The following is a 23902-nucleotide window of genomic DNA, read 5'->3' on the forward strand; positions in this document are numbered from 1 at the left end:
ACAATAACGGGTCAGCTGCCGTAGAGCGCGCTCAGCCAGCGGACAATCTCCGTGCGGGCTTCCGAAAAACGGGACTGGCAGGCGATGAGAAAGCCGTGATCGGCGTCGGCGTATTGTCGAACGGTCACGTCGTTGCCCTGTGCGATCAGGCGGGAGGCGTATTTTTGCGCCTCAAAGCGTAGAGGGTCGAGGCCCGCGGTAATGATCAGAGCGGGCGGCAAACCTCTCAGCGCTTCATCCGACGCCAGCAATGGCGACAGAAGCGGGTTCGACAGGTTTTCCTCGACCCCCGCGTAGCAGACGTTGAATGAGCGCAGCCGCGAAGCTGGGAAGATCGAGTGTGGCTCAAGTTTGTCTTCGGCTGGCGTGACGCCGTCGAGAAACGGATAGCTCATGAGTTGGCCCAGCGGGCGCAACTCGCTGCTTTCACGTGCCATAAGACAGATCGCTGCCGTCAAATTACCGCCCGCTGAATGTCCACCAACGACGAACCGAGCCGGATCGGCCCCCAGCGAGGCGGCATTCTCCACGGCCCAGCGGGCGATATCGTAGCTTTCGTGCAAGGCGGTAGGAAAGGGGTGCTCCGGCGCGAGCCGGTAGTCGAGATCGACGACGACCGCATTGAGACGGGTAGCGAGATAGGCGCAGAAAACCGTGTCGCGATGCTGATAGCCACGGACAAAACCTCCCCCATGGATGTTGAGAAATAGGGGGCGTGGACTGAAGGCCGGCGTCTTGGGTGTGACGATAACCACGCGCGTGTCACCGACACGGGTGGGGATAAAGCGTTCTTCCGCGACACAGAGATCGAGATCTGCTTCCAGCTCCGGCGTGAGGCGGGTCTCTACGAGATTCGTTCCGCGCAGCTGGGTGGCCAGCTCCAGCCGTTCCTCGGGTGAGAGCGTGAACTCGGGCAGGGCGGTGCTCATGCTGATTTGTCCAGTAGCTTTCGAATACCCGCGATGCGCTCATCCATGAGGCGGGGCCAGACAGCTGGATCAACGAATGGGTTGTGATCCTCCGTGATAGCATTGACACGGTCCATCATGCCGACTTGGGCGGGATGTGAACCGAGGGTGATGTCTACCTTCATGTGCCTCAGCCGCATGAGGGAATCGTGGAAGTCCTGTTGAAGCGAAAACGGCAGATTGTGCTCCGACAGCCACTCGTCGGTGACCGTTATGAGACCGATGCCGCCATGCATGCCCACTTGAAGGCTCGTCCCGTCTTGCTCGACCTCAAAGAAAAAGCTCGTGGTGCCCGGCGTGTGGCCCGGCGTCAGCACGGTACGGATCACCCGGTCGCCGAAGATGACGGGCTGGTTGTCGGAATAGAATGCGTCCGGTTCGAACGATCCCCATGGATAGCCGTCGTTCAAAAGCTGGTCGGGCCGGTCGCAAAGGAATTGCCAATCCTCACGGCTCATCATCACCTTCGCGCCTGAAGCCTCGACGAGCGGACGCACGCCGCCCAGATGATCATAGTGCATATGAGAAATCAGGATCAGCTTCAGATCGCTGATATCGAAGCCAAGTTTGCGGATCGACTCGAACACGAGATAGACTTGGGGCTGCATCGTGGTGTCGATCAGGATCAACCCCTCGGTCGATTGCAGCAGATAGGCTCCGACCCAGTTGTTGCCGACATACCACGTGCGTGGGGCAACCGGGAAAGGATCGACTGCAACTTCCCAGGGGCGCTCGCAGCCTTGCTTCAGGCAATCCTGTGGGTCCTTGGGAAGGGGTGGCAAGGGACGATGGGTCATTGGCATTATTCCGGGGCTTTGGCTACGGGCCGGCTGTCAGGCGGCATGCCACCCGACAGCGCGTTTTCGTGGAAGGCGGTGATCAGTTCGTCAGGCCGAGCAGTTTCGCGGTCGTGGCCACGCGTGTGTCAGCGGCCTCCAGTCTCGAGCGTGTTTGGTCGGCAGGCACGATGCTGAGCGGCATGTGCATGGTTTCAAGCTGTGTCTTTATATCCGGCTCGGCCATAATGGAGGCAAAGGCGTCGTAAATCGCCTGCGTCTTGTCCGCATCCATGCCGACCGGGCCCATGATCAGGAAATCGAGGCCGTACAACACATTCTCATAACCATGCTCGGCAATGGACGGGACATCCGGTGTTGATGGATCGCGCGCGGGCTCGCCGCCGATGGTGCCGAGAATACGCAGCGCACCTGATTGCACGTATTGCAGTGTGCCTGCGGTATTGATCAACGCCGCGTCGATCTGATGACCCTGCAGCTGAACCAATTTGTCAGCGTCTCCTCCAGCATCGACGACCCGAAACTCCGCCCCGGAATCCATCATCAGAAGCCCGGCCATGAAATGCGTGGTGCCGCCGGTCTGTATGCCCAGCGAGATCGAATTCGGCTTTTCCTTCGCCGCGGCGACGAGGTCGGCGACATTCTTCCACGGGGAGTCCGCTGCCACCGCCAGGGCATATGTGCTGCCGACGGCCAGGGCCGCGGCCGTCGTGAAGTCCTTGAGTGGATTAGCTTCAAGTGCGCCGGTATGGTGCATCGCGAGGATACCGGAATGGAAAAACAGCAGGGTTTGACCGTCGGGAGCGGCGGTGCGCACGGTTTCCGCAGCGACCACGCCGCCGCCGCCGGGGTTGTTGACCACGACGAAGGGCTGGCCCAGCTTTTTCTGCAGCGCCGCGGCGATGATCCGCGCCGCCGCATCCGTGCCGCCGCCGGACCGGGCCGGGACGACCAGCTGCACGGCTCCATCTGGCCAGCCATTCGCGAAAGCGGGCACCGCGGCCATCATCGCCGCGCCAGTGCCAAGCGCCAGAAGCGCGCGACGTGACAGAATAGGATAATTAGTCATTTTTGTTCCTCCCAGAACTCTCCTCTGCCGCCAAGAGTATTGACACATGCCGTTTTTCGGAAATTGGTAATCGATGGCAGATATAAGGGATACTTATAGTGGCTCCTAACGCGCAGACCCTTTTGACACGCCTGACCACACGGTCGCGGTTGCGCCATATGCAGGCGCTGGTGATGTTGGACGATCTCCGGTCGATGACCCGTGCTGCGCAGGCAATGGGCATGACACAGCCCGCCATGACGCAACTTGTGGCGGAACTCGAGCAACTCCTTGAAGTCACTTTGTTTCTGCGTCATTCGCGTGGCGTCGATCCCACGCCGGTGGCGCAAGAGTTGTTACCGGTGGCGCGGCGTGTTCTGGTGGCCATGGAAGAAGGAGCGGCGGCGGTAGCGACGCGCATGCGCCGCGACTCGGGCCCAGTCCGTATCGCGGCCACTATTGCGGGTGTAGGCGCCTTGTTGGACCGCGCGCTGCCAACCTTGTTGAGGATCCACCCGAACTTGCGATTGCAGGTCGAGAGCGTGGTCGGGCAAGCGCTTCATGCGTCCTTCAACGAAGACGAAAGCGATATCATCCTGTGCCGGAGGCAGCGCGTGGTGACGGAAGGATGGGTGTTCGTGGAATGCTGCCCCGATGCAGCTGTAATTGTCGCCGGTCCAGGTCATCCGCTGGCGGGCAAGAGCAGCATCAACGCCGAGGAGTTGCGGCGCTGCGTCTGGCTTCAGAACCATGTTGCCAGCATCGCCCGTCATGCTTTGGACGATTTGCGCGAACGCCTCGGTTGGGACGACATCCGCGAAACGCACGTGATTTCCAGAATTCCGGAGCTTATCTGGGCGATGCTGCGGGAGGGGACGATGGTAGCGCTCGTCCCGCGCAGCGCGGTGCTGCCGCGGCTGACCGATGGCAATCTGGTGGAGCTGCCCTTCGATGTGAACTGGCCGCTGGAACCTGTTGGATTCTATTGGCGGGCCGACACGGCGACATCGTCCGTGCGGCTTCTGGCGAAGGCGTTCGAAGCTTTGCGCCAGGATTGAAGGTAACGCGGATCCATGCTGTCCTGCCGGGTGGGGCGAAGGCCTCTTCGCGCAAATCGTAATTCTTGGGCCAGTCTTCGCCAAAGATGTCGAAGAGGTGGGCACCGCAGCTTGCAGGTCGATCCAGAGACCTCCCAAACGCCCCGCAAATTGCGCAGCCGGTCGCGGCGGCAGCGATAAGCAACCGCTATACCGTCGGTTAAGATGAGCTATTAATCGTGGGTCGCCAATGCAGCTTCCGCGACGGCGATGTCCTGGGTCGCGGAGCCGTCAAGAACCGTGGCGAGACTCGCGTCCGAGGCCCGCGCCATCGCCTCTGGCAGGACGAGGACCGGGTGACGGCTCACCGACCGGTTCTTTCGCGTCACGCTTTGTATTTGGTGACGTTCTCCTCTTTGGTAGCAGGGTAATGGCTGATCCCGTCCGCGCCGCTGGTCACATCCCCCAGCACGAAAGCCTCGAAGCTTTTCATGCCGGTGCCCAGACTTCGGCTAGTCCGCCGACCCAGGTATTGGAGGGGTCGCAGGCAGCCTTCGCCTCTGCGAGTTTCATCGGATTGGGTGTGGCCCACTTCACGCCCTTGACGCTGGGAAGGGCGCATAGGCTGGCGATGGCCTCCTTGCCTATGCTGTCATTGCGCAAGTATAGCATCGTTGGCAAACCGCCCGCAGCCAACACGCCGCGCTTAACGTCCTGCGGGCGTTCGCGGAAGTGCGCGTGGCAGGAGTTCAACTCGGACCAAGTATTCAGGATGCCGATCACGGGCTTGCGCCGGGAAGCGGCCTTGGAATAGCCCAATAGCATCATCCGCGAGCGATGTCCGAAGCTGCTCAGATCGTTGGGCGCAAACCATCGGGACGAGCGCAACTGCGAAGGCGGCTTGCAGGCTTTTGGTGTCATTTGGATACTCCTCGCTCGCAACTATGTATGCGCATACATAAAAACCTGTCAACTTGCCCTAGGCGCTGTTATCTTAGATTTTTAGCCAGAAAATCATAAATTTGAGGCGAATTCTCTTATTCCTTCACGCCGATTTTGGTGGGAAGAAGAAATTTATGGATGCGCATCCATAACGTCGGGGTTGCATTCCTCGGCGCTTAGGCTAACGAATGAATGCATGACCCAGAGCGACGATCCCAGCGGAGCCGGCCGTAAGCGCAACCAGCGCGGCGTAACCATGGAAGCGGTTGGCCGGATTGCCGGTGTCAGCCAGGTTACCGTCTCCCGCGCGCTATCCGACCCATCGAAGGTCTCGCCGCAAACCATGGCGCGTATCCGTGATGCCATCGCCGTCACGGGCTTCGTTCCGAACGCGCTGGCAGGCGCGCTCGTCTCACGCAAGAGCATGATGGTGTCGGCGCTCGTGCCGTCGATCACGAATATTATATATGCCAGCATGCTGGCGCCTTTCAGCAGCGAACTGAAGAGCCGCGGCTATCAGATCCTGCTTTCTGAAACCGGCCTCGACCCCGATGAAGAGGCGGCCGTCGTTGAGGCTCACCTTTCGCGCCGTCCCGATGCCATTTGGCTGACGGGCGTGCATCATGCTGCTCGCACACGGCGGATGCTCATCGGTGCATCGATACCCGTCGTCGAGACCTGGGACATGACCGAGACGCCGATCGACCTTTGCGTTGGCTTTTCTCATGCGGCGTCAGGCCGCGCCGTTGCGGAATTCGCGCGGGAGGCCGGCTACACGAAAGGAGCCGGGATAAGCGCGGGCGATGAACGCGCCCAGCGTCGCCTCGGCGCCTTTGCCAGCAGGTTTCGAGAGTTGAGCGGCTGCAACATTCCGGTCGTCACCGCCAGCTATGGGAGCATTGCGGCCGGCCGGGCCATGCTCGCTGAACTATTGGACCGGCGCGGGTTTTCGGGAGGGCTTGTGGCCTGCAGTTCGGATGTCCTTGCGCAGGGGGTGCTGATAGAGGCGGCGGCGCGAGGTATTGCCGTGCCAACCGATCTAGCGGTTGTCGGCTTCGGTGACCAGGAGCTGGCCGAAACGGTGGAGCCCGGTTTGACCACGATCCGCGTCAATCGCGATGCCATGGGGCGCATAGCGGCGCAAGCCCTCCTAGCCCGGATCGGCGGAGAGACGCCGCCCCGCGATGTAATCGATGTGGGTTTCACCCTGATCCGCCGAGCTTCGGCCTAAGGCGGACGCTGTTTGGGAACGAGAAAGTGCATAACCTGGACATCCTGAATGATTTCCCTGCCGGAACACTGGAAACGTCGCTGTTGTGGGAGGCTCTGGTCGACATTGGCGAGAGACGGGATCTGGGAACGGGCCCGTTCGGCGCCCGGGGCATTGTACCCATTTTGGGCGGGGCCTTTCGCGGCGGAGTGGGAATGGGCGCGGCTCGCGAGGATTTCCACGGTTCGATCGAGCCGGGCGGGGCGGACAGGCAGACACTGCGCGCGGACGGTGCCAAGGAGCTCGATGCACTTTACGAGATGCGTGTGGCCGACCAGACCGTCCTGACTATTCGGAACTGTGTTGTCGTTGACGAGCAGGTGGCGGGGCCACGCTACGCGATCTCCCGGATTCACGTGACCGCACCGGAAGGGCGATGGTCCTGGCTCAATCGCCGTCTGATAATCGGAACATTGCAAAGCACGCGCCCGACGCGCCCAGCCGTCATCATCCGGGGATGGCTCGCCTGTCAAACGCCGGTGGACACTTGAGCGGGGAGCCCCTGCTCTTGGGGCAATTTGACCCGTTTATTTGCCGCGAAACAGCACGTTGGACCACCGATGCGAATGACGAGCGCCTGTTGCGCTTCTATGACAGCACTAGCGGACAGCAAAATCCCGGCAAGCTTTTCTACCGTCTGGATGGCGATGCCCTGAAGCCTCTCGCCAGCTGATGCCGGGATGGTACCGATTTAATCTTTCGTCGAATGGGCCCCATCATGCAGCCACTGTTTAAAAAGTCGCATCGACTGGCTTGCGGGAATGTTGACCGTCTTGGTGAACCAGTATCCATGGTTACTCCGGTGGCCCGGTCCCCCCGGGGATTGACGAGCCCGTCGGCAGTAAGTTCATAGGCAATCAGGCCATATGGGATCAGCGCCATGCCTTGACCCGCCTAGGCCGCGCAAATGACCAATGAGCGATAGCTGAGGCGCGACTTCTGCGGTTTGCAAGGGCAGGGGGCGTCCTCTCATTTCGCTGGCATCTTCTGCCTGAACACTTCGGCCGGCGTCTTCCATACGAGGCATTTCCATTGCGCCGCATTGAACCGGGTCACAGATCCCTTTCAACTCAGGACCGGTGACCCGGCTCATATTGAGTTTCCGGGGAAGTCATCGCCGGGCGCGCCGGCTGGTGTTTTCGACGGTGCCTTTTTGGCCAGTTCGCAGAGGGATCACAGAACCAGGTCTGGTCCCAATCTCTGCCTGAGGATGCGGCCAAGCTGTAAACTCGGCTCCACGGTCGAACGGGATAGATTTTCGCGGCCGGATTGCCCGGTGGCGCATCGCTTCGATGACCCTGCCGGGCACCAAATGCGTTTTCCTGTTGCCGTTCTTCAAAAGCACGGTGAACCGGGTGACGGGTTCTACCTGGGACGTGACGTTGCCAGCACTAAAGTGCTGTTTGAACAACATTAAATCGCCTTGCCGTTGGTCCAAGCATGCTGATGTCACGATGGAATTTGGGGGGCAGGCGCTTTCTCGCCCGTCTGGGCTTGCGAGACTTTCGATAGGCCGGCTGATACCACCACAGCAAAATAACCAAGGACCCGGCAGCTGGTCATCTTGAAAATGGTTGCGTTTCAATTCCCGGAAAGTCTCCGAGCGGCGGCGTCCGAAGATCTTCGCCATTGTCGCGGGAGACACTTTTGCCTGGCGCCAGCGCTCGATCTTGCGTCGCTCTTCACGCGAGAAATGGCTGTAACTCAAGCCCATGATGACTTGCTCCTGTCTGATAACGTATTGAATTCAAACAGAAGCCGCATTTGGAAATAGCGCGCACCTCAGGTGTTTTTTGAGCTGAGTTTTAAAGACTCGCGCCTTGGGAAACGCTTAACTTTACAATGCCTAGGCCTAGAAGCTCGCTGAAATCACCGTGCGGTCGTCGCAAGTCTCGATCGATGTCGATCCCTTGACTGCCGGGAAAAGGCGCGTCTTGTGAAAGTCAACCTGCTCGACACGGGCAAACTCGGCTTCCCAGTCAGCGCAGGTCGCACCTGTGCTGGGAATGGAAACATATCCGTCGGAGAAGATCTCGATGGTTTCGATTTCATCAGCGGCAAGACGGATGTCCGTCACTCCCTCGCTCAGGACACAGCTTCCGTTCAAGGAGGCATAGCCCAGCTCGTGCCGTGCATTGGCATAGTGGAACTGGGTGCGGATGCCTCCCATCAGGAAGCCGGCAATAAGTCCAAGGTCCAGCCCCGAGGCGCGTGCCGCCGCTTCCATGGCTTCGGAGGCTTCCTCCTGGCTCAGCCGGCCCTCATCAATCGAAGCTGCAAGCCCCAGAAAGATCGTGCGCCGGGTCGCATATTCGGCTTCATCCGTAACACCCATCCGGGACGTCAGGGTTTTGAAAACGGCAACGCGCGCGGCAGTGCTTACCGTGTCGATGATCTTGTGATGCTGATAGACCGACTTGCCATTGATCCGCACACCCGTGTCACCGAGCGCCAGAATGCGGACACTGTCCTTGCCCTTCACGGCAATGGCGGCAGTCGTTGAGGGAGGATGCGCGATCCGGCAATCCTCCGCCGCAGCTTTAACGGCATCGCTGACGGCCTGGAAGATCGAACCCGCGCTTCCGGTGTCGAGGGCGTTCTTTGCCCGCAAGTCCGAAATGCAGCGGGCAGCGGCGCGAGCAGCAATCCGGCCGGAACTCTCCCCCTGATAATCCGCGCCAGTCGGATCCGTGGCGCCATCAAAGACGGCCAGCACCTGATCCGGCTCAATCAAGATCAAATCGTCGCCCGGCCGATTGCCGGTCTTGTATTTTGAACGCGAGATCGCCTCGATGTTCATGGGCATTCCTTCAAGACGCGTTGCCCCGCCCGGCGCGCTGCACCAGAGAACCAGACGGGGAGACTGAGAGGCCTTCGCGATCAGACGAAAGCAGATTCCTTGCTTTCCGACATACGGAAGACAGCGAAGACACAAAGGCCCGTGCTGAGCAACAGCACTGTCGAAAGCGCTGCGGCCGTTCCGAATTCGCCGTCGATCACCTGAATGTAGATCAGCACCGGCATGGTGATGGTCTTCGAGGTGTAGAGGATCAGGGTCGAGGACAGTTCATTGATCGCGGTGATGAAGCTCATCAACGAGCCGATGATCAGACCCGGCATCATCAGCGGAACCGTCACGGAGGTGAAGGTCTTCGCGGGAGAAGCCCCCAGATTAACGGCCGCTTCTTCGATCGAAGGCTTGATCTGGCGCAGGATCGATGTCGTCGAACGAACCCCATAGGGAAGACGCCGGATGAAGACGATCAGCACGATGATCAACGCCGTTCCCGTGATATCGAAGGGCGGATGGCGGAAAGTCGCAACATATCCGATCGCCATCACGATGCCCGGGATAAGGTAAGGAACCATAAGCAGGAGATCGAGCGAGCCGGCGACCAGATTGTCCCGCCGCACCACGATGAAAGACAGGAGACCCGAGACGATCGCAATCAGCACCACTGCCGCCAGGGCAAAGAGGAAGCTGTTGGTGATTGCAGCAGGGGAATCCCGCAGGATGCGTGCATAGCTGTCGAGACCAAAGCCGCCCGTGAAGACCGGACCATTGGTGGCCAGGAACGAGGTGTAGACCACGGTGAAGGACGGCAGCATGGCGATGAAAACCACGAAGTAGCAGAACCCGTGCACCAGCAGCGACTTCGAAGGCGGCATCGACTTCTTGACAGGCCGGTTGGTCATGGCGCCCGCATAGCGGCGCTTCGCCAGGATGCGGCGCTGAAGCAGCAGGGCTCCCATGGAAATCGCGATCATGACCATGGAAATGGTGACCGCCATCGTCGGGGTTCCGGCCATTTCGGAAGTGTATTGCGAATAGGCAATGGTCGAGAGTGTCCGCACGCCCTGTCCCAGGATGGCCGGCGTGCCGAAATCCGCGATCGACAGGACGAAGCAGATGATTGCACCGGTGCTGACCGCCGGGAAAACCAGCGGCAGGGTCACCTTCATGAACCGCTCGAAAGCGGTGCAGCCAAGGTTTTCCGCCGCATCCTCAAACGACTTGTTGATCGTGTTCAGCGCATTTTCAGTCATCAGATAGATGTAGGGGAAGAACTTCAGGCTGAAGACCAGAACGATGCCGGGAATGCCGTAGATCGTGGGAACGCTGATGCCGAACTGCTCCAGGAAATTGGTCACGGCACCGTTCGAGCCGAACAGCATGATCCAGGCATAGGCACCGATGAAGGGAGGGGCGCACAGCACAAGCACGGCAAAGGTCGCAATCACGGCCCGGCCGCGAATGCGATACCGCGAAGTGCAGAAGGCAAGCGGCACGCCGATCAGACAAGCTCCAAGCATGCCCAGAACACCGATCATCAGCGTGTTCCAGAGTGCCGTGGTGTAGTACCTGCGCGAGAAGACCTGAATGTAGTTGGATATGCCGAGTTCGCCGGATTTCGCATCGAAGAAGCTGATTGCGAAAACGTTGAGGATCGGCAGGATCAGGAAAACGGCAAGCAACAGCACGGCCAGAACGGTCACGACCGTCCAGAAACCCGGCATGCGCAGTTTTCCCGCCAGGGGGGACATGGCGAGGCTCGTCATGACAGCCGTGCTCCCGTGACACCATCTGCAAAGAGCTGAACCTTGCTGGCCGGGAAGGCGAGGGTGACCTCGTCATCCGTGTGAAGGGCCAGCACACCTTCGGACGGCGCGGTGATCGCTTCGATTTCTTCCCCGGAGGGCAGGACGGCAGCAACCGTGAGCTCGCGGCCCGTGAAGCTGACTTGCCGGATCCGTGCCTTCAAGGTCACCATGTCCGGTGCGATGCTGCCCGGATTGATGGAGATGAACTCCGGCCTGATGGCCGCGACAACGGTCCCGCCAGCAGTCAGCGCCGCCGCCTGCGGCAGGTTCACAGCCAGGCCAGCAATGCTGGCACCGGCACCAGACAGGGAAAGGCCGAGAAAGTTGTTCGCGCCGACAAAGGACGCCACGAAGCGGTTGGACGGATTGTTGTAGACCTCCCAGGGCGCGGCTGCCTGCTGGATGATACCGCCGAACATGACGCAGACAATGTCGGACATCGCCAGCGCCTCTTCCTGATCGTGTGTCACGTAGACCGTGGTCATATTCATCGACTGCTGGATGGAGCGGATTTCCCGGCGCAGGTCCACGCGCAGCTTCGCATCCAGGTTCGAGAGAGGCTCATCCATGAGGAGAACCTTGGGATTGATGACGAGCGCCCGGGCCAGACCCACGCGCTGCTGCTGGCCACCGGAGAGTTCGTGCGGCATGCGCGCTGCGTAGGGGGTGAGCTGAACCACATCCAGGATCTTGCCAACCCGAGCGGCGATCTCGCTCTTGGCGATCTTGCGCTGCTTCAGGCCGAAGGCAATGTTGTCATAGACGCTGATATGCGGGAAGACGGCATAGTCCTGAAACACCATGCCGACATCACGCTTGTGAGCGGGCATGTGCTCGATGGCCTGATCTTCAACGCTGATGCCGCCACTGTCCTGCTGATGAAAGCCCGCAATCGTGCGCAGAAGCGTGGTCTTGCCGCAGCCGCTTGGCCCGAGAAGGGTGAAGAAGGATCCGGAGGGGATCGAGATGTTGATGCCTGACAGGGCAAGAACGTCGCCGTAACTCTTGCGGATGTTCGAAATCTCGACAGCGGCCATGCAAAGGGACTCCGTTTGCCCGGTGAGGGCAATTCATTTGATTTTTCAGGAAAAAGACGGGGATAGCCATGAGCAGGCTATCCCCGTTTCAGGGGACCAGAGTCAGGGTTGAGTCAGGGTTGAGTCAGGGTTATTCCAGGTCGAGAAGAAGGTCGTTCCAGGCTTCGAGCAGGCGCGCGCGGTTGTCGGCGGCCCAGGCGAAGTCATATTCCGCATCCGGAACCTGATCGAGCGGGATCAACTCCTCGTTGGAGGCAACGTCCGTACGGATCGGACGGCGGCCAGCCTTGGCAACGGCAGCCTGTGCTTCCTTGGAAACGATGAAGTCGATGAAAGCCTTGCCGTTTTCAGCATTCGGCGCGCCCTTCACCAGCGCCATTCCGTCCGGGGCAATGGCCGTGCCCTCGCTCGGATAGACGATCTTCACATTGGCGCCGCCAATCTTGTAGCGCAGGGCAGCGTCTTCCAGGGTGATACCGACGGCCTGTTCCCCGTCATTGACGAAACGCGGCACCGCGCCGGAGGAGGCGGACAGAACAGAATTGGTCAGAAGGCCCTTGTAGACAGCCCAGCCTTCTTCCTCGGTCGGGAAGTCCTGAAGAACGGTCGCCAGCTGAATATAGGCGGAGCCGGACTTGTCGACGCGGGCAGAAGAAATCAGGCCCTTGTATTCAGGCTTGGCAAGGTCTGCCCAGGAGGTGGGAACCGGAGCACCCTTGAGCGCATCTTCATTGACGATGAAAGCGGTGACCACCGCGGTAAACGGAACCCAGTTCTTGCTCGGCGTGAACTTAGGATTGATCGCGGCAGCTTCCTTCGGCTCATAGGGCTCGAAAAGCGTTGCGGAGAAGTCGATGACGGTACCATCAACGCTCCAGATCACGTCGCCGGCCGGCTTGTCGGCCTCGGCCTTCAGGCGGTTCATCAGCTCGCCGGAACCGGCCTTGATGAGTTCAACCTTGGTACCGGTCTTTGCTTCGAACAGCGGCAAAAGCTCGTCCATCAGCTGCTGCGGCGCTGCGGAATAGACGACGACGGTGCCATCGGCCATGGCATAGGACGTGGTGCCGAGAAGGACAGCAGTCAGCGCTGCCGCGGTGCGGATTTTCTTGAAGTTGCTCATTTTGAACTCCCATCACTGTTGGTTCCCTGCTCTCCATCCCGATCCGCTTGTCGTTCTTATCATTGATCGGATCCGCCAGATGAAAGGCTGCTAATAAGTTTTGTTACGTAAGTAAATAAGTCAAGCAGATATTCGTGAAACTGTCATAATTGATGTAAGTTATTGATATTGATTGGTTATCAAGACGCCTAACTACCAGACATGCAAGCCACCTGATTGTAACAAATGAAATTTTTGGTGCTTGTCAGCCCGATCTCGGCTAGTGGAGGAAACAGAGATCAAAAGCTGTGAGGATCGGTTTGATCAATCTGGGTTATAATGAGCGCCGCGTGATTGAAATGCTCCGGAGGCAAGGCGGACTGTCGCGCAGCGAGCTTGCCCGTGAGCTGGAGGTTTCTGCGCCGACCTTGACCCGCCTCACATGCAGCCTGATCGACAACGGACTGATTCTGGAAGAAGCAGAGCCCAGAGCCCCAAACGGCCGCGGCAAACCGCAGACCGCCGTGAAGCTCAACCCCGATGGTCTCTTCACGGTAGGCGTTTACTTCAATCCGGATGACATTCGTGTCTGTGTTGCCGATCTTGAAGGGCACATCCGGGCAGAACACATCCAGGAACTGCACGATCACAGTTTCAACCACATTATGGGGCTGGCCGTACCTTCAGTTCGAAAGGTGATCAAAAAGGCGGGAATCGATAAGGACAGGCTGCTGGGCTGCGGGCTATCCTTTCCCGGCCATTTTTCGCGTAATCCGGGCCATGTCTTTCAGATTCCGCAATTTGCAGGTTGGCACGATGTCGACGTGAACGCCGACTTCGAGCCCCTGTTCGGAATGCCCGTGTTCCACGAAAACGACGGCAAGGCTGCCATCTTGTCGGAACTCTACTATGGAGCCGGGCGCAACTTGCGCAACTTCGTGATGATCTGGCTGACCTACGGCATCGGCGGCGCAGTGGTCGTCCAGCGTCAACTCTACCGGGGGACAAACGGCAATGCCGGGGAATTCGGCGGTCTTTTCCCGAAATCTCACCCGCGGCCCTCTGGCCAGGATCTTTGCAATCTTCTGACCAACTCGGGGGTTCAAATCCGCCGCCTGCGTGAAATTGATGAAAGCTACCGCGAACACCCAGGCATGCGCGAGTGGCTGGACCGAGCTACGGATCAGTTGCGCAGCCTGTCCTTGACCGTCGCCAGGACACTTGATCCCGGCGCGATCGTATTTGGCGGATCATTGCCCGACTGGATCATCCGCCATTTCGTCCAGCATCTCGGCTCCCTGGAAATACTGGGAGAGGACTTCCATGTGGAACCACCGGAAATCCGGCTTTCGGATATGAGCGACAATCCTCATCTTGGTGCAGCAACCATCCCGCTCTACCGCGCCACGACCCCGAGCTATTATTCAGGCCGGGCGCTCAAGGGATGGTCTTGAGCGGTAAAGGTCTTCCGCCCGTCAGGTCTTGGGAATAGCGCGCACCCGGGCAGAGATGAACTGACCGGCACAAGAGATCGTGGTCAATGTGCGACGGCGACATCGCTTACGGATAAAGTGGAGCGCCGGTCACCTTGGCCTCGATCCAGACCCTGTGCCCAGGATGCGCCCTCTCGGCCGCATCGGCAAGTGGACCGTCGGGCGGCACATCGCAAGCTATTGCGTCTGTTGAGAGAGTTTCGAGCCAGGCATTTAGGTTTCGTACTCTCGTCAGGGCAATTCAAGGGGGAAGATGGAGAAAAATCGCGCGTGTCATCCCTGGGTCGCCAGCATCGCCCGGAATCGGGCGAGCGCCAAAGCCATGAACGCCCCGCCGGTCAGCGCCATGCCCAGGAACTGCGGCCAGACCGTCTGGAAATCGGCGCCGCGGTAAAGCACGGCTTGGGCGAAGGCGACGAAATGCAGGGTTGGCGACACCTGCATGATGACCTGCAGCGCCTCCGGCATGTTCTCGACTGGCGTGATTGCGCCAGACAACATGTTCATGACGACAAAGGCCGGCATGGCAAGGAGCCCGAACTGCGGCATCGAGCGGACAATCGTTGCAAGCAGAATGCCGAGCGAGGTGATGGCGAAGATGTAGAGGGCGGCGCCGGAGAAGAACATGAGTCCTGCGGTGTGGACCGGCACGCCGAGCACGCCGCGCACCATCAGGACGAGTGACAGCATCGTCGCCGAAAGCACAACCAGGCCATTGGCCCAGACCTTGGCGAAGGCGATCTCGCTCGGCCCGACAGGCATGACGAGAAGATGCTCGATCGTGCCGTGCTCGCGCTCGCGGATCACAGCTGCGCCGACCAGGATCACGGAGAGGATGGTAAGATTGTCGATGATCTGCATGACGGCGTTGAACCAGACCGGGTCGAGGTTCGGGTTGAACCAGGTCCGGACCACAGCGTCGACCGGCAGGCTGGCCTCGACACCTGCTTCTATGAGGAAACGCGCGATCTCCCGGCTCACGATCTCGCTGATATAGCTCGAACCGTTGCCGGCCTGAGTCATGGCCGTCGCATCGACATTGACCTGCACGCCCGGAGTGCGCCCCGCCAGGATGTCGCGCTCGAAGCCCGGCGGGACGTCGATCACGAAGGTGTAGGTGCCGCGGTCCATCGCCTGGTCGATGCCCGAGCGATCGATCGTCACCGGTGTGTTGAAGTACGGTGGCAGCAGGGCATCGGCGAGCCGCCGTGACAGTTGGGAGTGGTCGCCGTCGACAATAGCGATCGAGGCGTTCTTCACGTCGGTCTGGACGCCGGTCGCCACCTCGTAGACCGCGAAGGTGAAGGAGTAGGTGATGAGGAACATCATCACGGCATCCCGACTGAGCGACGAGAATTCCTTGAGGCCGAGGTAAAACACGTTCTTCAGCCAACGCACCGGTGTCACCTTTCCTGCTTGGTCTGAATGAGGCAGGCGATCGTCAGAAACCCCACCCCGAAACCGATGAGGGCCAGATACTCCGGGAGGAACTCCATAAAGCCCATCTCCTTGGCGAAGCAGCCGATGCTGATGGTCTGGAACCACAGCGCCGGAAAGGCCTGGCCGACGATCCGGCCCATGCCTTCCAAGTTGGAGACGGGATACATGAACCCTGAGAAGTTGACCGCCGGAGTGACCGTCAGGATCGCCGTTGCGAAGATAGCTGCCACCTGGGAGCGCACAAAACTCGACATCAGGAGGCCAAAGCCGGTGGCGGCGAACACATAGAGCGCGGCGCCAAAGGTCAGGGCCGCGAGCGAGCCGGACACAACGACGCCGAACTGCAACCAGGCGAGCGTGATCAGCGTCAGGTAGCTGATGAAGCCAACGGCGATATAGGGCAATTGCTTGCCGATCAGGAATTCGGCGATTGATGCTGGTGAGGCATAGACGTTTAAGATCGATCCGAGTTCTTTTTCCCGGACCACCCCCACGGCCGTCAGCATCGCCGGGATCAGGACGAGAAGCAGCATGATAATGCCCGGCGTAATGGCGAACACCGAGCGGAAGGCCTGATTGTAGCGGAACCTGGGCTCGATCGAGACTGGCAGAACGTCCGGCACCGAGCCGAGTTCGCGCATGGCGAGTTGTTTCGCGTAGGTGAGCACCACGCCGCTGAGGTAGCCTCTCACCGTCTCCGCGCGGAACGGATTGCTGCCATCGAGCAGGAAGGCGACTTCGGGTATGCGGCCGGCGAGCAGATCGGAGCCGAAGCCGGGCGAGATGTCGATCACCACCCTGACCTCACCGGAGCGCAGGCGCCGCTCAATCTCACCGTCGCCGGCCAGCGGCGGCTGCTCGTGGAAATAGGCCGAGTGGCGGAAGCCTTCGAGAAAGTCGCGGCTTTCAGCGCTGCGGTCGCGGTCGAGCGCGGCGAAGGTTATGTCTTCCACGTCGAACGAGATGCCGTAAGCGAAGGCCGTCATCAGGACGAGCGGCCCGAGCAGGGCAAAGGCGAGACGGATCGGATCGCGCAACAGTTCGATCGCCTCGCGGAAGGCGAAAGCGCGGATGCGCGCGAAACCGGCACCGGCTGTCTTGCTCATGCCCGCCGCGCGCTCGTCATCCCCCCCGCCATTCGGCATTGCTGGCGACGCCTTCCCGGCCACCGTGATCGGGTTGGCCGCCACCGTCACTGACGCCGCTCCGCCGCCGCGTTCCGCCTCCTCCACCTCCAGATATCGAATGAAGGCCGTATCGAGCGTGTCGGCCTTCATGGCAGCGGTGAGTTCCTCCGGCCGGCCGATAGCCAGCACCCGGCCCGCGTGCATCAGCGAGATGCGGTCGCAGCGCTCTGCCTCATTCATGAAATGGGTTGAGACGAAGATCGTCACGCCCTCGTCGCGCGACAGCTCGACCAAGAAGTGCCAGAACAGGTCGCGCGCGGCCGGGTCAACGCCGGAGGTTGGCTCGTCGAGAATCAGCACCTCTGGCCGGTGCAGCACGGCGGCGGCAAGCTGCAGCCTCTGCCGGATGCCGAGAGGCAGCCGCGCCGGCGCTTCCTCGGCAAAGGGCGTGAGGCCGAACCGCTCAAGGGCCTCGTTGATCCGCCGCCGCGCCAGCCCCTCTTCGAGGCGATAGAGCCGCGCGTGCAGTGTGAGGTTGGCGACGACCGTGAGCTCTTCGTAGAGCGAGAACGACTGTGACACGTAGCCGACCCGCATCCGGGCCGTCAGATCCTGGGCGTCGATCGGCTGCCCGAGCAGTTCTGCCGAACCCTCACTCATCGCCAGGAGCCCGGTCAGCATCTTCATCGTTGTCGTCTTGCCGCAGCCGTTGGAGCCGAGGAAGCCAAAGATCTCGCCGCGCGCGATGCGGAAGCTGACGTGGTCGACCGCCGTGAAGTTGCCGAAGCGCCGTGTCAGTTCGTGCGCCTCGATCGCCGGCGGCCCGTCACGCGCGACGCGAGGTGGCACGACGAAGGTCTTCAGCCCGCCGCTCTGCTCACCCGATGACAAGGCGACATAGGCCTGCTCCAGAGACGACGCGCCGGTCCGCGCCAGCAGCTCCGCCGGGGATCCGTCGGCCAGGATCCGGCCGCCGTTCATCGCAATAAGCCGGCCGAATCGCGCCGCCTCCTCCATATAGGCGGTGGCGACTATGACGGTCATCGCCGGCCGGTCCTCGCGGATCTCACCAATCAGCTCCCAGAACTGCCGGCGCGACAGCGGATCGACGCCGGTGGTCGGCTCGTCAAGGATCAGAAGGTCCGGGTCGTGGACCAGGGCACAGCACAGCGCAAGCTTCTGCTTCATGCCGCCGGAGAGATTGCCGGCCGGCCGGTCCGGGAACGGGGCCAGGCCCGTCGCCGTGAGCAGCCGCTCGATCCGCCACCCGCGTTCCTCGGCCCCTTCGCCGTAGAGGCGAGCGAAAAAATCGACGTTCTCGACGACGCTGAGGCTCGGGTAGAGGTTCTTGCCTAGGCCCTGAGGCATGAAGGCGAGCCTCGGCGCTACCCCGTCGCGATGCCTTGCATCGGCCATCGAGCCGCCCAGAACGTCGACGGTGCCCGTCTGGATCTTCTTGACGCCAGCGATCAGCGCCATGAGGCTCGACTTGCCAACCCCGTCCGGCCCGACCAGCGCCAGCGTCTCTCCGGGCCGCATAGACAGCCCGACATCAGAGAGCGCCTGCGTGCCCCCATAGGAGTGGCCGAGCCCCTCGACCCGGACGGCCGCCTCTGCAGTCACGGCGGTCATGACAGCCTCACCGCTGCGCGCTGCTGCCGGAAATCTCCGGAAGCCGCAGTTGGAACTCCTCCGGCCAGACCGCCGCCGGATCGATCCGGACATAGGCGTTACCGGTCAGTCCCGCCTTCACATAGGCGTCGTAGCGGTTGAGCAGGTCGGCCGGAAACCGCAGCTTGACCCGGTACATCAGCTTCTGGCGCTCATCGGCGGTCTCGACGTATTTCGGCGTGAACTGCGCCTCCGCCGCCACGAAGGACACCTGCGCCGGCAGCACATAGCCGGGGAGGGCATCAAGCACGACCCGCGCCTCGTCGCCATAGGCGACCCTGCCTACGGTTTCGGTCGGCAGGAATACCGTCATATAGGCGCTCGCAAGGTCGAGCAGCGTCGCAACCCGCCCGCCGGCCGGCAGCACTTCTCCCGGTTGGGCCAGCTTGTACTCGACCCGGCCGCCAACTGGCGCGCTCAGGGTCATGTCGTCGAGCGTCGCCTCTAACTGCCGCAGCCGGGCCCGGGCTGCCTCGACAGCCGCGGACGCGGTGCCGACGGCCGCCTTCGCCGCCTCCCGTGAAGCCGCCTTGACGTCGCGCTCGGCCTGGCGGCTGTCGAGCTCGGACTGGGCAACCGTGTCGCCAAGCCTGAGCTTAGAGACACGATCCAGGGAGATTTCTGCGAGCCGGAGATCCGCCTCGCGGATCGAGACCGTGGCCGTTGCCTCTGCCTGCTGCTGCAGGGCCTGGGAGACAGCCGCCTCTGCCGAGGCCTTCTCCGCGAGGAGCTCGGCTACGTCCATCTGCGCAACCATCGCGCCGGCGGCGATGCGGTCGCCCTCTTCGATCAAAACCTTCTGGACCCGGCCCGCCACCTTCGTCGCGACGTCGACGCGTTCGACCTCGATCCGGCCATTGATGCGATAGAATCCGTCAAGTACATGGTCTTCCTGCAGCCTTTGGTAGTAGAAACCTCCGCCGAGGCCGGCTACAGCGACGACGACGACCCCAAAGAGATAGCCAAGACGCATGTTCGAAATCCTGATGCTATTAACTTCCGCAGAACAGAAAACTGCTCAGGTAGACGGACTTAAGAGTGACGTGCGATGATTTTCACTTGCTATCCATTCAAACTGGCAAGTGCACTTACACTGGGTCGTAATGCTCGCTTCTTTGAAAGTTACGGCAGGCTGCACCCCACTGACTTGACCTGAATCAACGCCAAGACAGATTGAGAAAGGTCGCGCGCAACGCATTGCGCCGATGGGATGGATGCCCATGCAGATAGGGCGTTCCTGGGAAGGACAGGCTCTTGCAACGGGAGTGGGACGCCAAGAGGCGAATACGAATTGACGAGCGTCAATGGCACCGCTCTGTTTTTGCCTAAATTGAAAGACATTTCACCACCTTGCCGAAGCGCGAGAACGCGCTGATGGCGGCTGATGTGTTCACGTCTTCATGCTGTTTCGAAAAGTTCGGATTGACAGGTAAGCAGAGTATCCGCGCATTCAAGGTCTATTGATAGGAGTTCTCGAGATGAAGCGGCCAAAGACCTGGTTTCTCGTAACAGATGGGGCGAAGGCGCGCCTTGTTCGCGAAGTCATGCGAAATAGCGAAACAAATAACCGCCAGGAGGACATTGTTTTCGAGCGGGAACATGAGCGTCTCGGTGAGATCATGTCCGACCGGCCCGGCAGAAGCTTTTCCTCGCACGATAACCGGCGCTCCGCAATGGAGTATCACTCCGACCCAGTCCACGAGCAACAGGAGCGGCTTGCAGAGATGCTCGTCGACAAGTTGGAGGCCTTTCGTATCGAGCGTGCGTTCGATCACCTCGTGATCGTTGCCGAGCCCAGGATGTTAGGCATTTTGAGGAAAATTCTTCCGGAGACGCTGAAATCCGTCGTTTCACGCGAGGTGGCCAAGGATCTGACCAGCCTTCCCGAGGGCGAGCTGCAGGACGCATTGATGAAGTTAGCTCATGCCGGATGACCTCGGCACTTGGAGGCAATTTATTGGCGAGCGCGAATACGTGAAGCGCAACGCGTCAAGCGAAGCGGTGGAAGATAATTTGAAGCAGGTCTTGTTCGGGAGAAGGGTCGAAGCGGCTCGTTTTCAATTTGATCCTACGCCGCTCCAGCCTTGGGGCGGCTCCGCGCGGAGAGCCGCGCTTTATATTCGCAGTTGGGATTTTCAGGCCATGCTTGTGCAGCAGGAGCACCTTCACAGCAGGTCTCGACGATCATTCCACACCTCATGCATCTGAAATGTGCATGTTCTTCTCTGACCGAACCGTTGCATATCGGACATCTGTAACCGCCTTCGGAAGAACGCTGCGCTTCAGTTCCAGTCGAGGGGCCGTTGATCTTTGCCATAGCAAACAATGCATTGAGATCGCCTGTTCGCTCATTCACTCGAACCAAGTGACCTTCGTTGGCTGCAGAAATTGCCGCCTAGGGTGTGGACTCAGTACCAGTTGCGACGCCGGTGCTCCCAAGGAGATACATTGCCGTCCCCATCCGCATCGGCGGACGCATGATGCGCCTTTGCTGCATCGAGGAATTCTCCTCTCGATACTGAGCCGTTTTTGTCGGTGTCCATTTCGCCGAACCTAGCGCTCTTGCGTTCCTGCATCTCCGCCTGTCTTGCTGGTTTCCAGCCTTGGCCGTATCCCATGCGGACGGTCATATATTCCTCTTTGGTAAGTTCACCGTCGTCATCGGCATCCATGGCCAGAAAGACATCCAGCGCGGCGCTTGCTGCCTCTTCGTCGCTGATTTGGCCGTCGTCATTCAGATCGATGACCGCAAACCTGCCACGGCCATTGGGGCCCATGCCCCCGCCCATCATGCCGGAACCCATACCCCAGTTCGCCCCCGGCACCTGACTGTTTGACTGGGCGGCCGACTCCGATACGGACAGCGCCGTCACGAGAACCAAGGCAATGGAGAATTTGCTGTACATGATCAATCTCTAACGATGTATCTCATTTCTGACTGATCATTGTTTGAGTGCAAAAGGCCGTCGTTGATGAGCATCAATCAATTGATGTTTAAGCATGGCGTTTTGGTCTATTGGCAAGGTTTCCCAGGCGGGACCTGTGGCACGAGCCAGGCGCGATGCAGCAGCCGTCAATTCTCCTGAGCTTCTCCCGAACAAGAAAAGATCGCAAAACGCCGCCAGATTGATGCCCGTCAACGATATTTGGGTTCCGGCCATTAAACTCCGCCAAGTTGTCCCCTCGGCCTGACAACCTAGGTCTCAGCAGGAGCATGACAGATGGTGAGCAAATCGACGAAGCGTCATCCCGGTTTTGCCGAAAACTGGAACCCATTCACCTTGAGTGACGGCAATCCGCTTATGTTCATGGCGGGACTGCAGACCAAATGTGCAAAGGCGGCGCTCGAAAGCCAGATCGAGATGCTGGACTTCCTGAGGAACCGTCTGAGCAAGGACGTGGCTTTCCTCGATCAGATTTCTCAGAAACGGGAAACACCTGAAGTGTTTACCAGCGTCACCGAATTCGTGCAGGAAGCCATCGACGACTACTCGCAGGAAACCGTGAAAGTCGTCAGCATTGGATCGCGAATGGCTGTCGATGCGGTGAACCACGTCGAGAAAAAGTCTGCGGAACTCGCTGGCGATTTTAAATCGGCTGGTTCCGGTGCGGGCTGATCGAGAACAACAGTCCCGGAAGAGCTGAGGAAACGGACTTGACCCAGGCTGGACGCTAACGGGCTATTCCGGCAACGAACTTGTGTATTCCGATGACGATTCCGAAGGCTAGGAAGTTCGGAGAAGACCTGTAGGACGTGGCGGACAGGCTCCATCATGCTGCGTTAGCGTGCCTGACCTTGGGCATCTCGCCGATCAGTCGTTCAAGCCTGGAAGGACTGGGGGCTGCATCTGGCGATTTCTCCCGGCACGCAGCAGCAGGTCCTGCAACCGACGTCGTCCAAGCCGCGCCGGTCCCTGATTATCCCACCCTGAATCATAAAGTATTATATGCTCGACCTCTCCCCGGCCAACGCCCTTATCCGTTATCTTGTTGGATAGATAGGGTTCTACCGTGTTCTGCATGTCCTGAATCAATCCTAATTCGCCGGGATCGGCCGCTGCTCGACGCGTGGGGAGCCCGGGGAGGGGATTTCCTCACTATGCGGCGCACCTGGAGCCATGTGAGAATGAAATAGCACCAGCGTCACGCATTCCTTTTCGTTTCATGGAATGAGTACGGCGGCCCCTCGAAAGTGGCCGGAGCGCAGGTCTTCCAGCGCCTCGTTCGCGCGCACAAGCGGATACCTTGTAATGCTGGTTTTGACTCCTGCCTGCGGGGCTATTTCCAAGAATTCGGCGGCATCCTGGCGCGTGAGATTGGCCACAGAAAGAAGCTGACGCTCTTCCCACAGGATGCGGTAAGGGAAAGAGGGTATGTCGCTCATGTGAATACCGCCGCAAACCACACGGCCTCCCTTTTTGACCGACTTGAGGGCAAGCGGCACGAGGCCTCCGACAGGTGCGAACAGAATGGCCGCGTCAAGCCTATCCGGCGGCGCCTCATTGGAACCTCCCGCCCAGACCGCGCCGAGCGACCGCGCATGGTGCTGCGCTTCGTCATCGCCTGCTCGCGTAAAGGCATAAACCGACCGGCCTTGCCAGTTGAGAACTTGAATCAGAATATGCGCAGCAGCACCAAAGCCGAAAAGGCCAATTCTGGTGCCGTCGCCGGCCATTTTTAACGATCTCCAGCCGATCAGGCCGGCACACATCAGGGGCGCGGCGGCCGCGGGATCGTTGAAGCCGTTCATCGGAAACGCAAATTCTGCATCCGCAATCACATGCGACGCAAATCCGCCATCGCGGGTGTAGCCGGTAAATTGGGGTTCATCGCAGAGGTTTTCTCTTCCTTCGATACAGAATTCGCAATATCCGCAAGTGTGACCCAACCAGGGTATGCCGACGCGTTGCCCGCGTTCGAGCCGCGTGACGGTCTCGCCCACGGCTGCAACACGGCCGATGATTTCATGTCCGGGAATGACCGGCAGCTTGGCCTTCGGCAAATCTCCGTCAACGACGTGCAGGTCCGTCCGGCAAACCGCGCATGCCTCGACTTCAACACAGATCTGGCCGGGACCAGGTTCCGGATCCGGGCGCTCTTCGAGAACCAGCGGGGTTCGAGGAAACTTGAGTACCATTGCCTTCATGAGCAGCCGTCCCGAGTTCTGGAGAAGTTGAAGCGATCTTCGGTGCATCAGCAGTTGAGGGAAAGCACACGCCACATGCGATTTGCCATTCTCGCCTGGATTTACGCCGAAAGCTTCGAAATCATTTCCTCGACTGTCATTTGTCGCGTTGACGGGCGTCAATGACAGTGCAGCAAGCCCTTATCATCATGGCTTGAAGAGGGAGGCGCGGGGTGATGGTGA

General features: G+C 60.0%; 22 protein-coding genes and 3 pseudogenes. 9 read left to right on the forward strand and 16 right to left on the reverse strand.

Annotated features, from left to right (window positions below; genetic code table 11):
- Positions 1-11: 11 nt before the first annotated feature.
- The 3 genes from IG616_RS14000 to IG616_RS14010 form a co-directional block, all read right to left on the reverse strand.
- Positions 12-929 (reverse strand): alpha/beta hydrolase, encoded by a 918-nt coding sequence (locus tag IG616_RS14000; RefSeq protein ID WP_192148779.1) that lies wholly within the window; start codon positions 927-929, stop codon positions 12-14.
- Positions 926-1765, reverse strand: coding sequence for an MBL fold metallo-hydrolase (locus IG616_RS14005; protein ID WP_192148780.1), 840 nt, complete (start codon positions 1763-1765; stop codon positions 926-928). The genes IG616_RS14000 and IG616_RS14005 overlap by 4 nt, the downstream gene beginning before the upstream one ends.
- Before the next feature lie 82 nt (positions 1766-1847).
- Entirely contained in the window at positions 1848-2834 is a 987-nt protein-coding gene (locus tag IG616_RS14010; RefSeq protein ID WP_192148781.1) for a Bug family tripartite tricarboxylate transporter substrate binding protein, read from the reverse strand.
- Positions 2835-2956: 122 nt separating this feature from the next.
- On the opposite strand from IG616_RS14010, the gene IG616_RS14015 reads away from it, so the two are divergent.
- On the forward strand, positions 2957-3871 hold the full coding sequence (locus IG616_RS14015) for a LysR family transcriptional regulator (RefSeq protein ID WP_192148782.1): 915 nt from the start codon (positions 2957-2959) through the stop codon (positions 3869-3871).
- Between the two features lie 212 nt (positions 3872-4083).
- Here IG616_RS14015 and IG616_RS23285 read toward each other — a convergent pair whose 3' ends face one another.
- Positions 4084-4218, reverse strand: coding sequence for a hypothetical protein (locus IG616_RS23285; protein WP_281393090.1), 135 nt, complete (start codon positions 4216-4218; stop codon positions 4084-4086).
- 307 nt (positions 4219-4525) lie between these two features.
- A pseudogene (locus tag IG616_RS23135) lies at positions 4526-4771 on the reverse strand (dihydroxy-acid dehydratase domain-containing protein); the annotation flags it as partial.
- A 217-nt stretch (positions 4772-4988) separates the two neighbouring features.
- Between IG616_RS23135 and IG616_RS14025 the strand changes: the two are divergent.
- From IG616_RS14025 to IG616_RS14035, 3 genes are read left to right on the forward strand one after another with little or no spacing between them, the layout of a single operon-like run.
- On the forward strand, positions 4989-6023 hold the full coding sequence (locus tag IG616_RS14025) for a LacI family DNA-binding transcriptional regulator (protein ID WP_192148784.1): 1035 nt from the start codon (positions 4989-4991) through the stop codon (positions 6021-6023).
- Positions 6024-6049: 26 nt separating this feature from the next.
- Positions 6050-6553 (forward strand): DUF3237 family protein, encoded by a 504-nt coding sequence (locus IG616_RS14030; RefSeq protein ID WP_192148785.1) that lies wholly within the window; start codon positions 6050-6052, stop codon positions 6551-6553.
- Between the two features lie 17 nt (positions 6554-6570).
- On the forward strand, positions 6571-6735 hold the full coding sequence (locus IG616_RS14035; protein ID WP_192148786.1) for a hypothetical protein: 165 nt from the start codon (positions 6571-6573) through the stop codon (positions 6733-6735).
- A gap of 296 nt (positions 6736-7031) precedes the next feature.
- Here IG616_RS14035 and IG616_RS14040 read toward each other — a convergent pair.
- From IG616_RS14040 to IG616_RS14060, 5 genes and pseudogenes are all read right to left on the reverse strand, one after another.
- A pseudogene (locus IG616_RS14040) lies at positions 7032-7776 on the reverse strand (IS30 family transposase).
- Between the two features lie 138 nt (positions 7777-7914).
- The gene (locus IG616_RS14045) at positions 7915-8862 is read right to left on the reverse strand and encodes a protein phosphatase 2C domain-containing protein (RefSeq protein ID WP_192148788.1); all 948 of its coding nucleotides are present in this window, start codon (positions 8860-8862) and stop codon (positions 7915-7917) included.
- A gap of 80 nt (positions 8863-8942) precedes the next feature.
- Positions 8943-10622: an ABC transporter permease gene (locus tag IG616_RS14050; RefSeq protein WP_192148789.1), complete on the reverse strand. Its 1680-nt coding sequence runs from the start codon at positions 10620-10622 to the stop codon at positions 8943-8945.
- The gene (locus IG616_RS14055) at positions 10619-11701 is read right to left on the reverse strand and encodes an ABC transporter ATP-binding protein (protein ID WP_192148790.1); all 1083 of its coding nucleotides are present in this window, start codon (positions 11699-11701) and stop codon (positions 10619-10621) included. Before IG616_RS14055 ends, IG616_RS14050 begins: the two co-directional genes overlap by 4 nt.
- Positions 11702-11831: 130 nt before the next feature.
- Positions 11832-12824, reverse strand: a complete 993-nt coding sequence (locus IG616_RS14060; protein ID WP_192148791.1) for an ABC transporter substrate-binding protein — start codon at positions 12822-12824, stop codon at positions 11832-11834.
- Positions 12825-13123: 299 nt separating this feature from the next.
- Here IG616_RS14060 and IG616_RS14065 point away from each other — a divergent pair, with 299 nt between their 5' ends.
- Positions 13124-14257: an ROK family transcriptional regulator gene (locus IG616_RS14065; protein WP_192148830.1), complete on the forward strand. Its 1134-nt coding sequence runs from the start codon at positions 13124-13126 to the stop codon at positions 14255-14257.
- Between the two features lie 312 nt (positions 14258-14569).
- On the opposite strand, the gene IG616_RS14070 is transcribed toward IG616_RS14065, so the two are convergent.
- Genes IG616_RS14070 through IG616_RS14080 form a run of 3 tightly spaced genes read right to left on the reverse strand, consistent with a single transcriptional unit; the run spans position 14570 to position 19507 of the window.
- Positions 14570-15694 (reverse strand): ABC transporter permease, encoded by a 1125-nt coding sequence (locus IG616_RS14070; protein WP_343072373.1) that lies wholly within the window; start codon positions 15692-15694, stop codon positions 14570-14572.
- Between the two features lie 5 nt (positions 15695-15699).
- Positions 15700-18495 carry a ribosome-associated ATPase/putative transporter RbbA gene (rbbA, locus tag IG616_RS14075; protein WP_192148792.1) on the reverse strand — a complete coding sequence of 932 codons (2796 nt, stop codon included), beginning with the start codon at positions 18493-18495 and terminating at the stop codon, positions 15700-15702.
- A gap of 7 nt (positions 18496-18502) precedes the next feature.
- Positions 18503-19507, reverse strand: coding sequence for an HlyD family secretion protein (locus IG616_RS14080; protein WP_192148793.1), 1005 nt, complete (start codon positions 19505-19507; stop codon positions 18503-18505).
- 505 nt (positions 19508-20012) lie between these two features.
- On the opposite strand from IG616_RS14080, the gene IG616_RS14085 reads away from it, so the two are divergent.
- Entirely contained in the window at positions 20013-20468 is a 456-nt protein-coding gene (locus IG616_RS14085) for a host attachment protein (protein WP_192148794.1), read from the forward strand.
- Positions 20458-20742 (forward strand): hypothetical protein, encoded by a 285-nt coding sequence (locus IG616_RS14090; RefSeq protein WP_192148795.1) that lies wholly within the window; start codon positions 20458-20460, stop codon positions 20740-20742. Before IG616_RS14085 ends, IG616_RS14090 begins: the two co-directional genes overlap by 11 nt.
- Positions 20743-20942: 200 nt before the next feature.
- Here IG616_RS14090 and IG616_RS14095 read toward each other — a convergent pair whose 3' ends face one another.
- Both IG616_RS14095 and IG616_RS14100 read right to left on the reverse strand, forming a co-directional pair.
- A complete protein-coding gene (locus tag IG616_RS14095; RefSeq protein WP_192148796.1) occupies positions 20943-21440 on the reverse strand; it encodes an EF-hand domain-containing protein in 498 nt (165 codons plus the stop codon).
- Between the two features lie 36 nt (positions 21441-21476).
- Complete coding sequence (locus IG616_RS14100; RefSeq protein WP_192148797.1) at positions 21477-21695, reverse strand: hypothetical protein; 219 nt, start codon at positions 21693-21695, stop codon at positions 21477-21479.
- 60 nt (positions 21696-21755) lie between these two features.
- Here IG616_RS14100 and IG616_RS14105 point away from each other — a divergent pair, with 60 nt between their 5' ends.
- A complete protein-coding gene (locus tag IG616_RS14105; RefSeq protein ID WP_192148798.1) occupies positions 21756-22151 on the forward strand; it encodes a phasin family protein in 396 nt (131 codons plus the stop codon).
- Positions 22152-22346: 195 nt separating this feature from the next.
- Positions 22347-22466, forward strand: a pseudogene (locus IG616_RS23140) (poly-beta-hydroxybutyrate polymerase N-terminal domain-containing protein); the annotation flags it as partial.
- 230 nt (positions 22467-22696) lie between these two features.
- Here IG616_RS23140 and IG616_RS14115 read toward each other — a convergent pair.
- Positions 22697-23680, reverse strand: coding sequence for a zinc-dependent alcohol dehydrogenase family protein (locus IG616_RS14115; protein WP_192148832.1), 984 nt, complete (start codon positions 23678-23680; stop codon positions 22697-22699).
- Positions 23681-23902 lie beyond the last annotated feature (222 nt).

The sequence above is a fragment of the Roseibium litorale genome (genome assembly GCF_014842915.1).
Lineage (GTDB): Bacteria > Pseudomonadota > Alphaproteobacteria > Rhizobiales > Stappiaceae > Roseibium > Roseibium litorale.

What these genes read in the sequence shown, in the direction of transcription:
- IG616_RS14080 (WP_192148793.1), bottom strand. Translation starts at nt 19,507, where the DNA reads ATGCGTCTTGGCTATCTCTTTGGGGTCGTCGTCGTCGCTGTAGCCGGC.
- IG616_RS14060 (WP_192148791.1), bottom strand. Translation starts at nt 12,824, where the DNA reads ATGAGCAACTTCAAGAAAATCCGCACCGCGGCAGCGCTGACTGCTGTC.
- IG616_RS14050 (WP_192148789.1), bottom strand. Translation starts at nt 10,622, where the DNA reads ATGACGAGCCTCGCCATGTCCCCCCTGGCGGGAAAACTGCGCATGCCG.
- IG616_RS14045 (WP_192148788.1), bottom strand. Translation starts at nt 8,862, where the DNA reads ATGAACATCGAGGCGATCTCGCGTTCAAAATACAAGACCGGCAATCGG.
- IG616_RS14095 (WP_192148796.1), bottom strand. Translation starts at nt 21,440, where the DNA reads ATGTACAGCAAATTCTCCATTGCCTTGGTTCTCGTGACGGCGCTGTCC.
- IG616_RS14000 (WP_192148779.1), bottom strand. Translation starts at nt 929, where the DNA reads ATGAGCACCGCCCTGCCCGAGTTCACGCTCTCACCCGAGGAACGGCTG.
- IG616_RS14055 (WP_192148790.1), bottom strand. Translation starts at nt 11,701, where the DNA reads ATGGCCGCTGTCGAGATTTCGAACATCCGCAAGAGTTACGGCGACGTT.
- IG616_RS14100 (WP_192148797.1), bottom strand. Translation starts at nt 21,695, where the DNA reads ATGGCCGGAACCCAAATATCGTTGACGGGCATCAATCTGGCGGCGTTT.
- IG616_RS14010 (WP_192148781.1), bottom strand. Translation starts at nt 2,834, where the DNA reads ATGACTAATTATCCTATTCTGTCACGTCGCGCGCTTCTGGCGCTTGGC.
- IG616_RS14115 (WP_192148832.1), bottom strand. Translation starts at nt 23,680, where the DNA reads ATGAAGGCAATGGTACTCAAGTTTCCTCGAACCCCGCTGGTTCTCGAA.
- rbbA (WP_192148792.1), bottom strand. Translation starts at nt 18,495, where the DNA reads ATGACCGCCGTGACTGCAGAGGCGGCCGTCCGGGTCGAGGGGCTCGGC.
- IG616_RS14085 (WP_192148794.1), top strand. Translation starts at nt 20,013, where the DNA reads ATGAAGCGGCCAAAGACCTGGTTTCTCGTAACAGATGGGGCGAAGGCG.
- IG616_RS14105 (WP_192148798.1), top strand. Translation starts at nt 21,756, where the DNA reads ATGGTGAGCAAATCGACGAAGCGTCATCCCGGTTTTGCCGAAAACTGG.
- IG616_RS14005 (WP_192148780.1), bottom strand. Translation starts at nt 1,765, where the DNA reads ATGACCCATCGTCCCTTGCCACCCCTTCCCAAGGACCCACAGGATTGC.
- IG616_RS14090 (WP_192148795.1), top strand. Translation starts at nt 20,458, where the DNA reads ATGCCGGATGACCTCGGCACTTGGAGGCAATTTATTGGCGAGCGCGAA.
- IG616_RS14025 (WP_192148784.1), top strand. Translation starts at nt 4,989, where the DNA reads ATGACCCAGAGCGACGATCCCAGCGGAGCCGGCCGTAAGCGCAACCAG.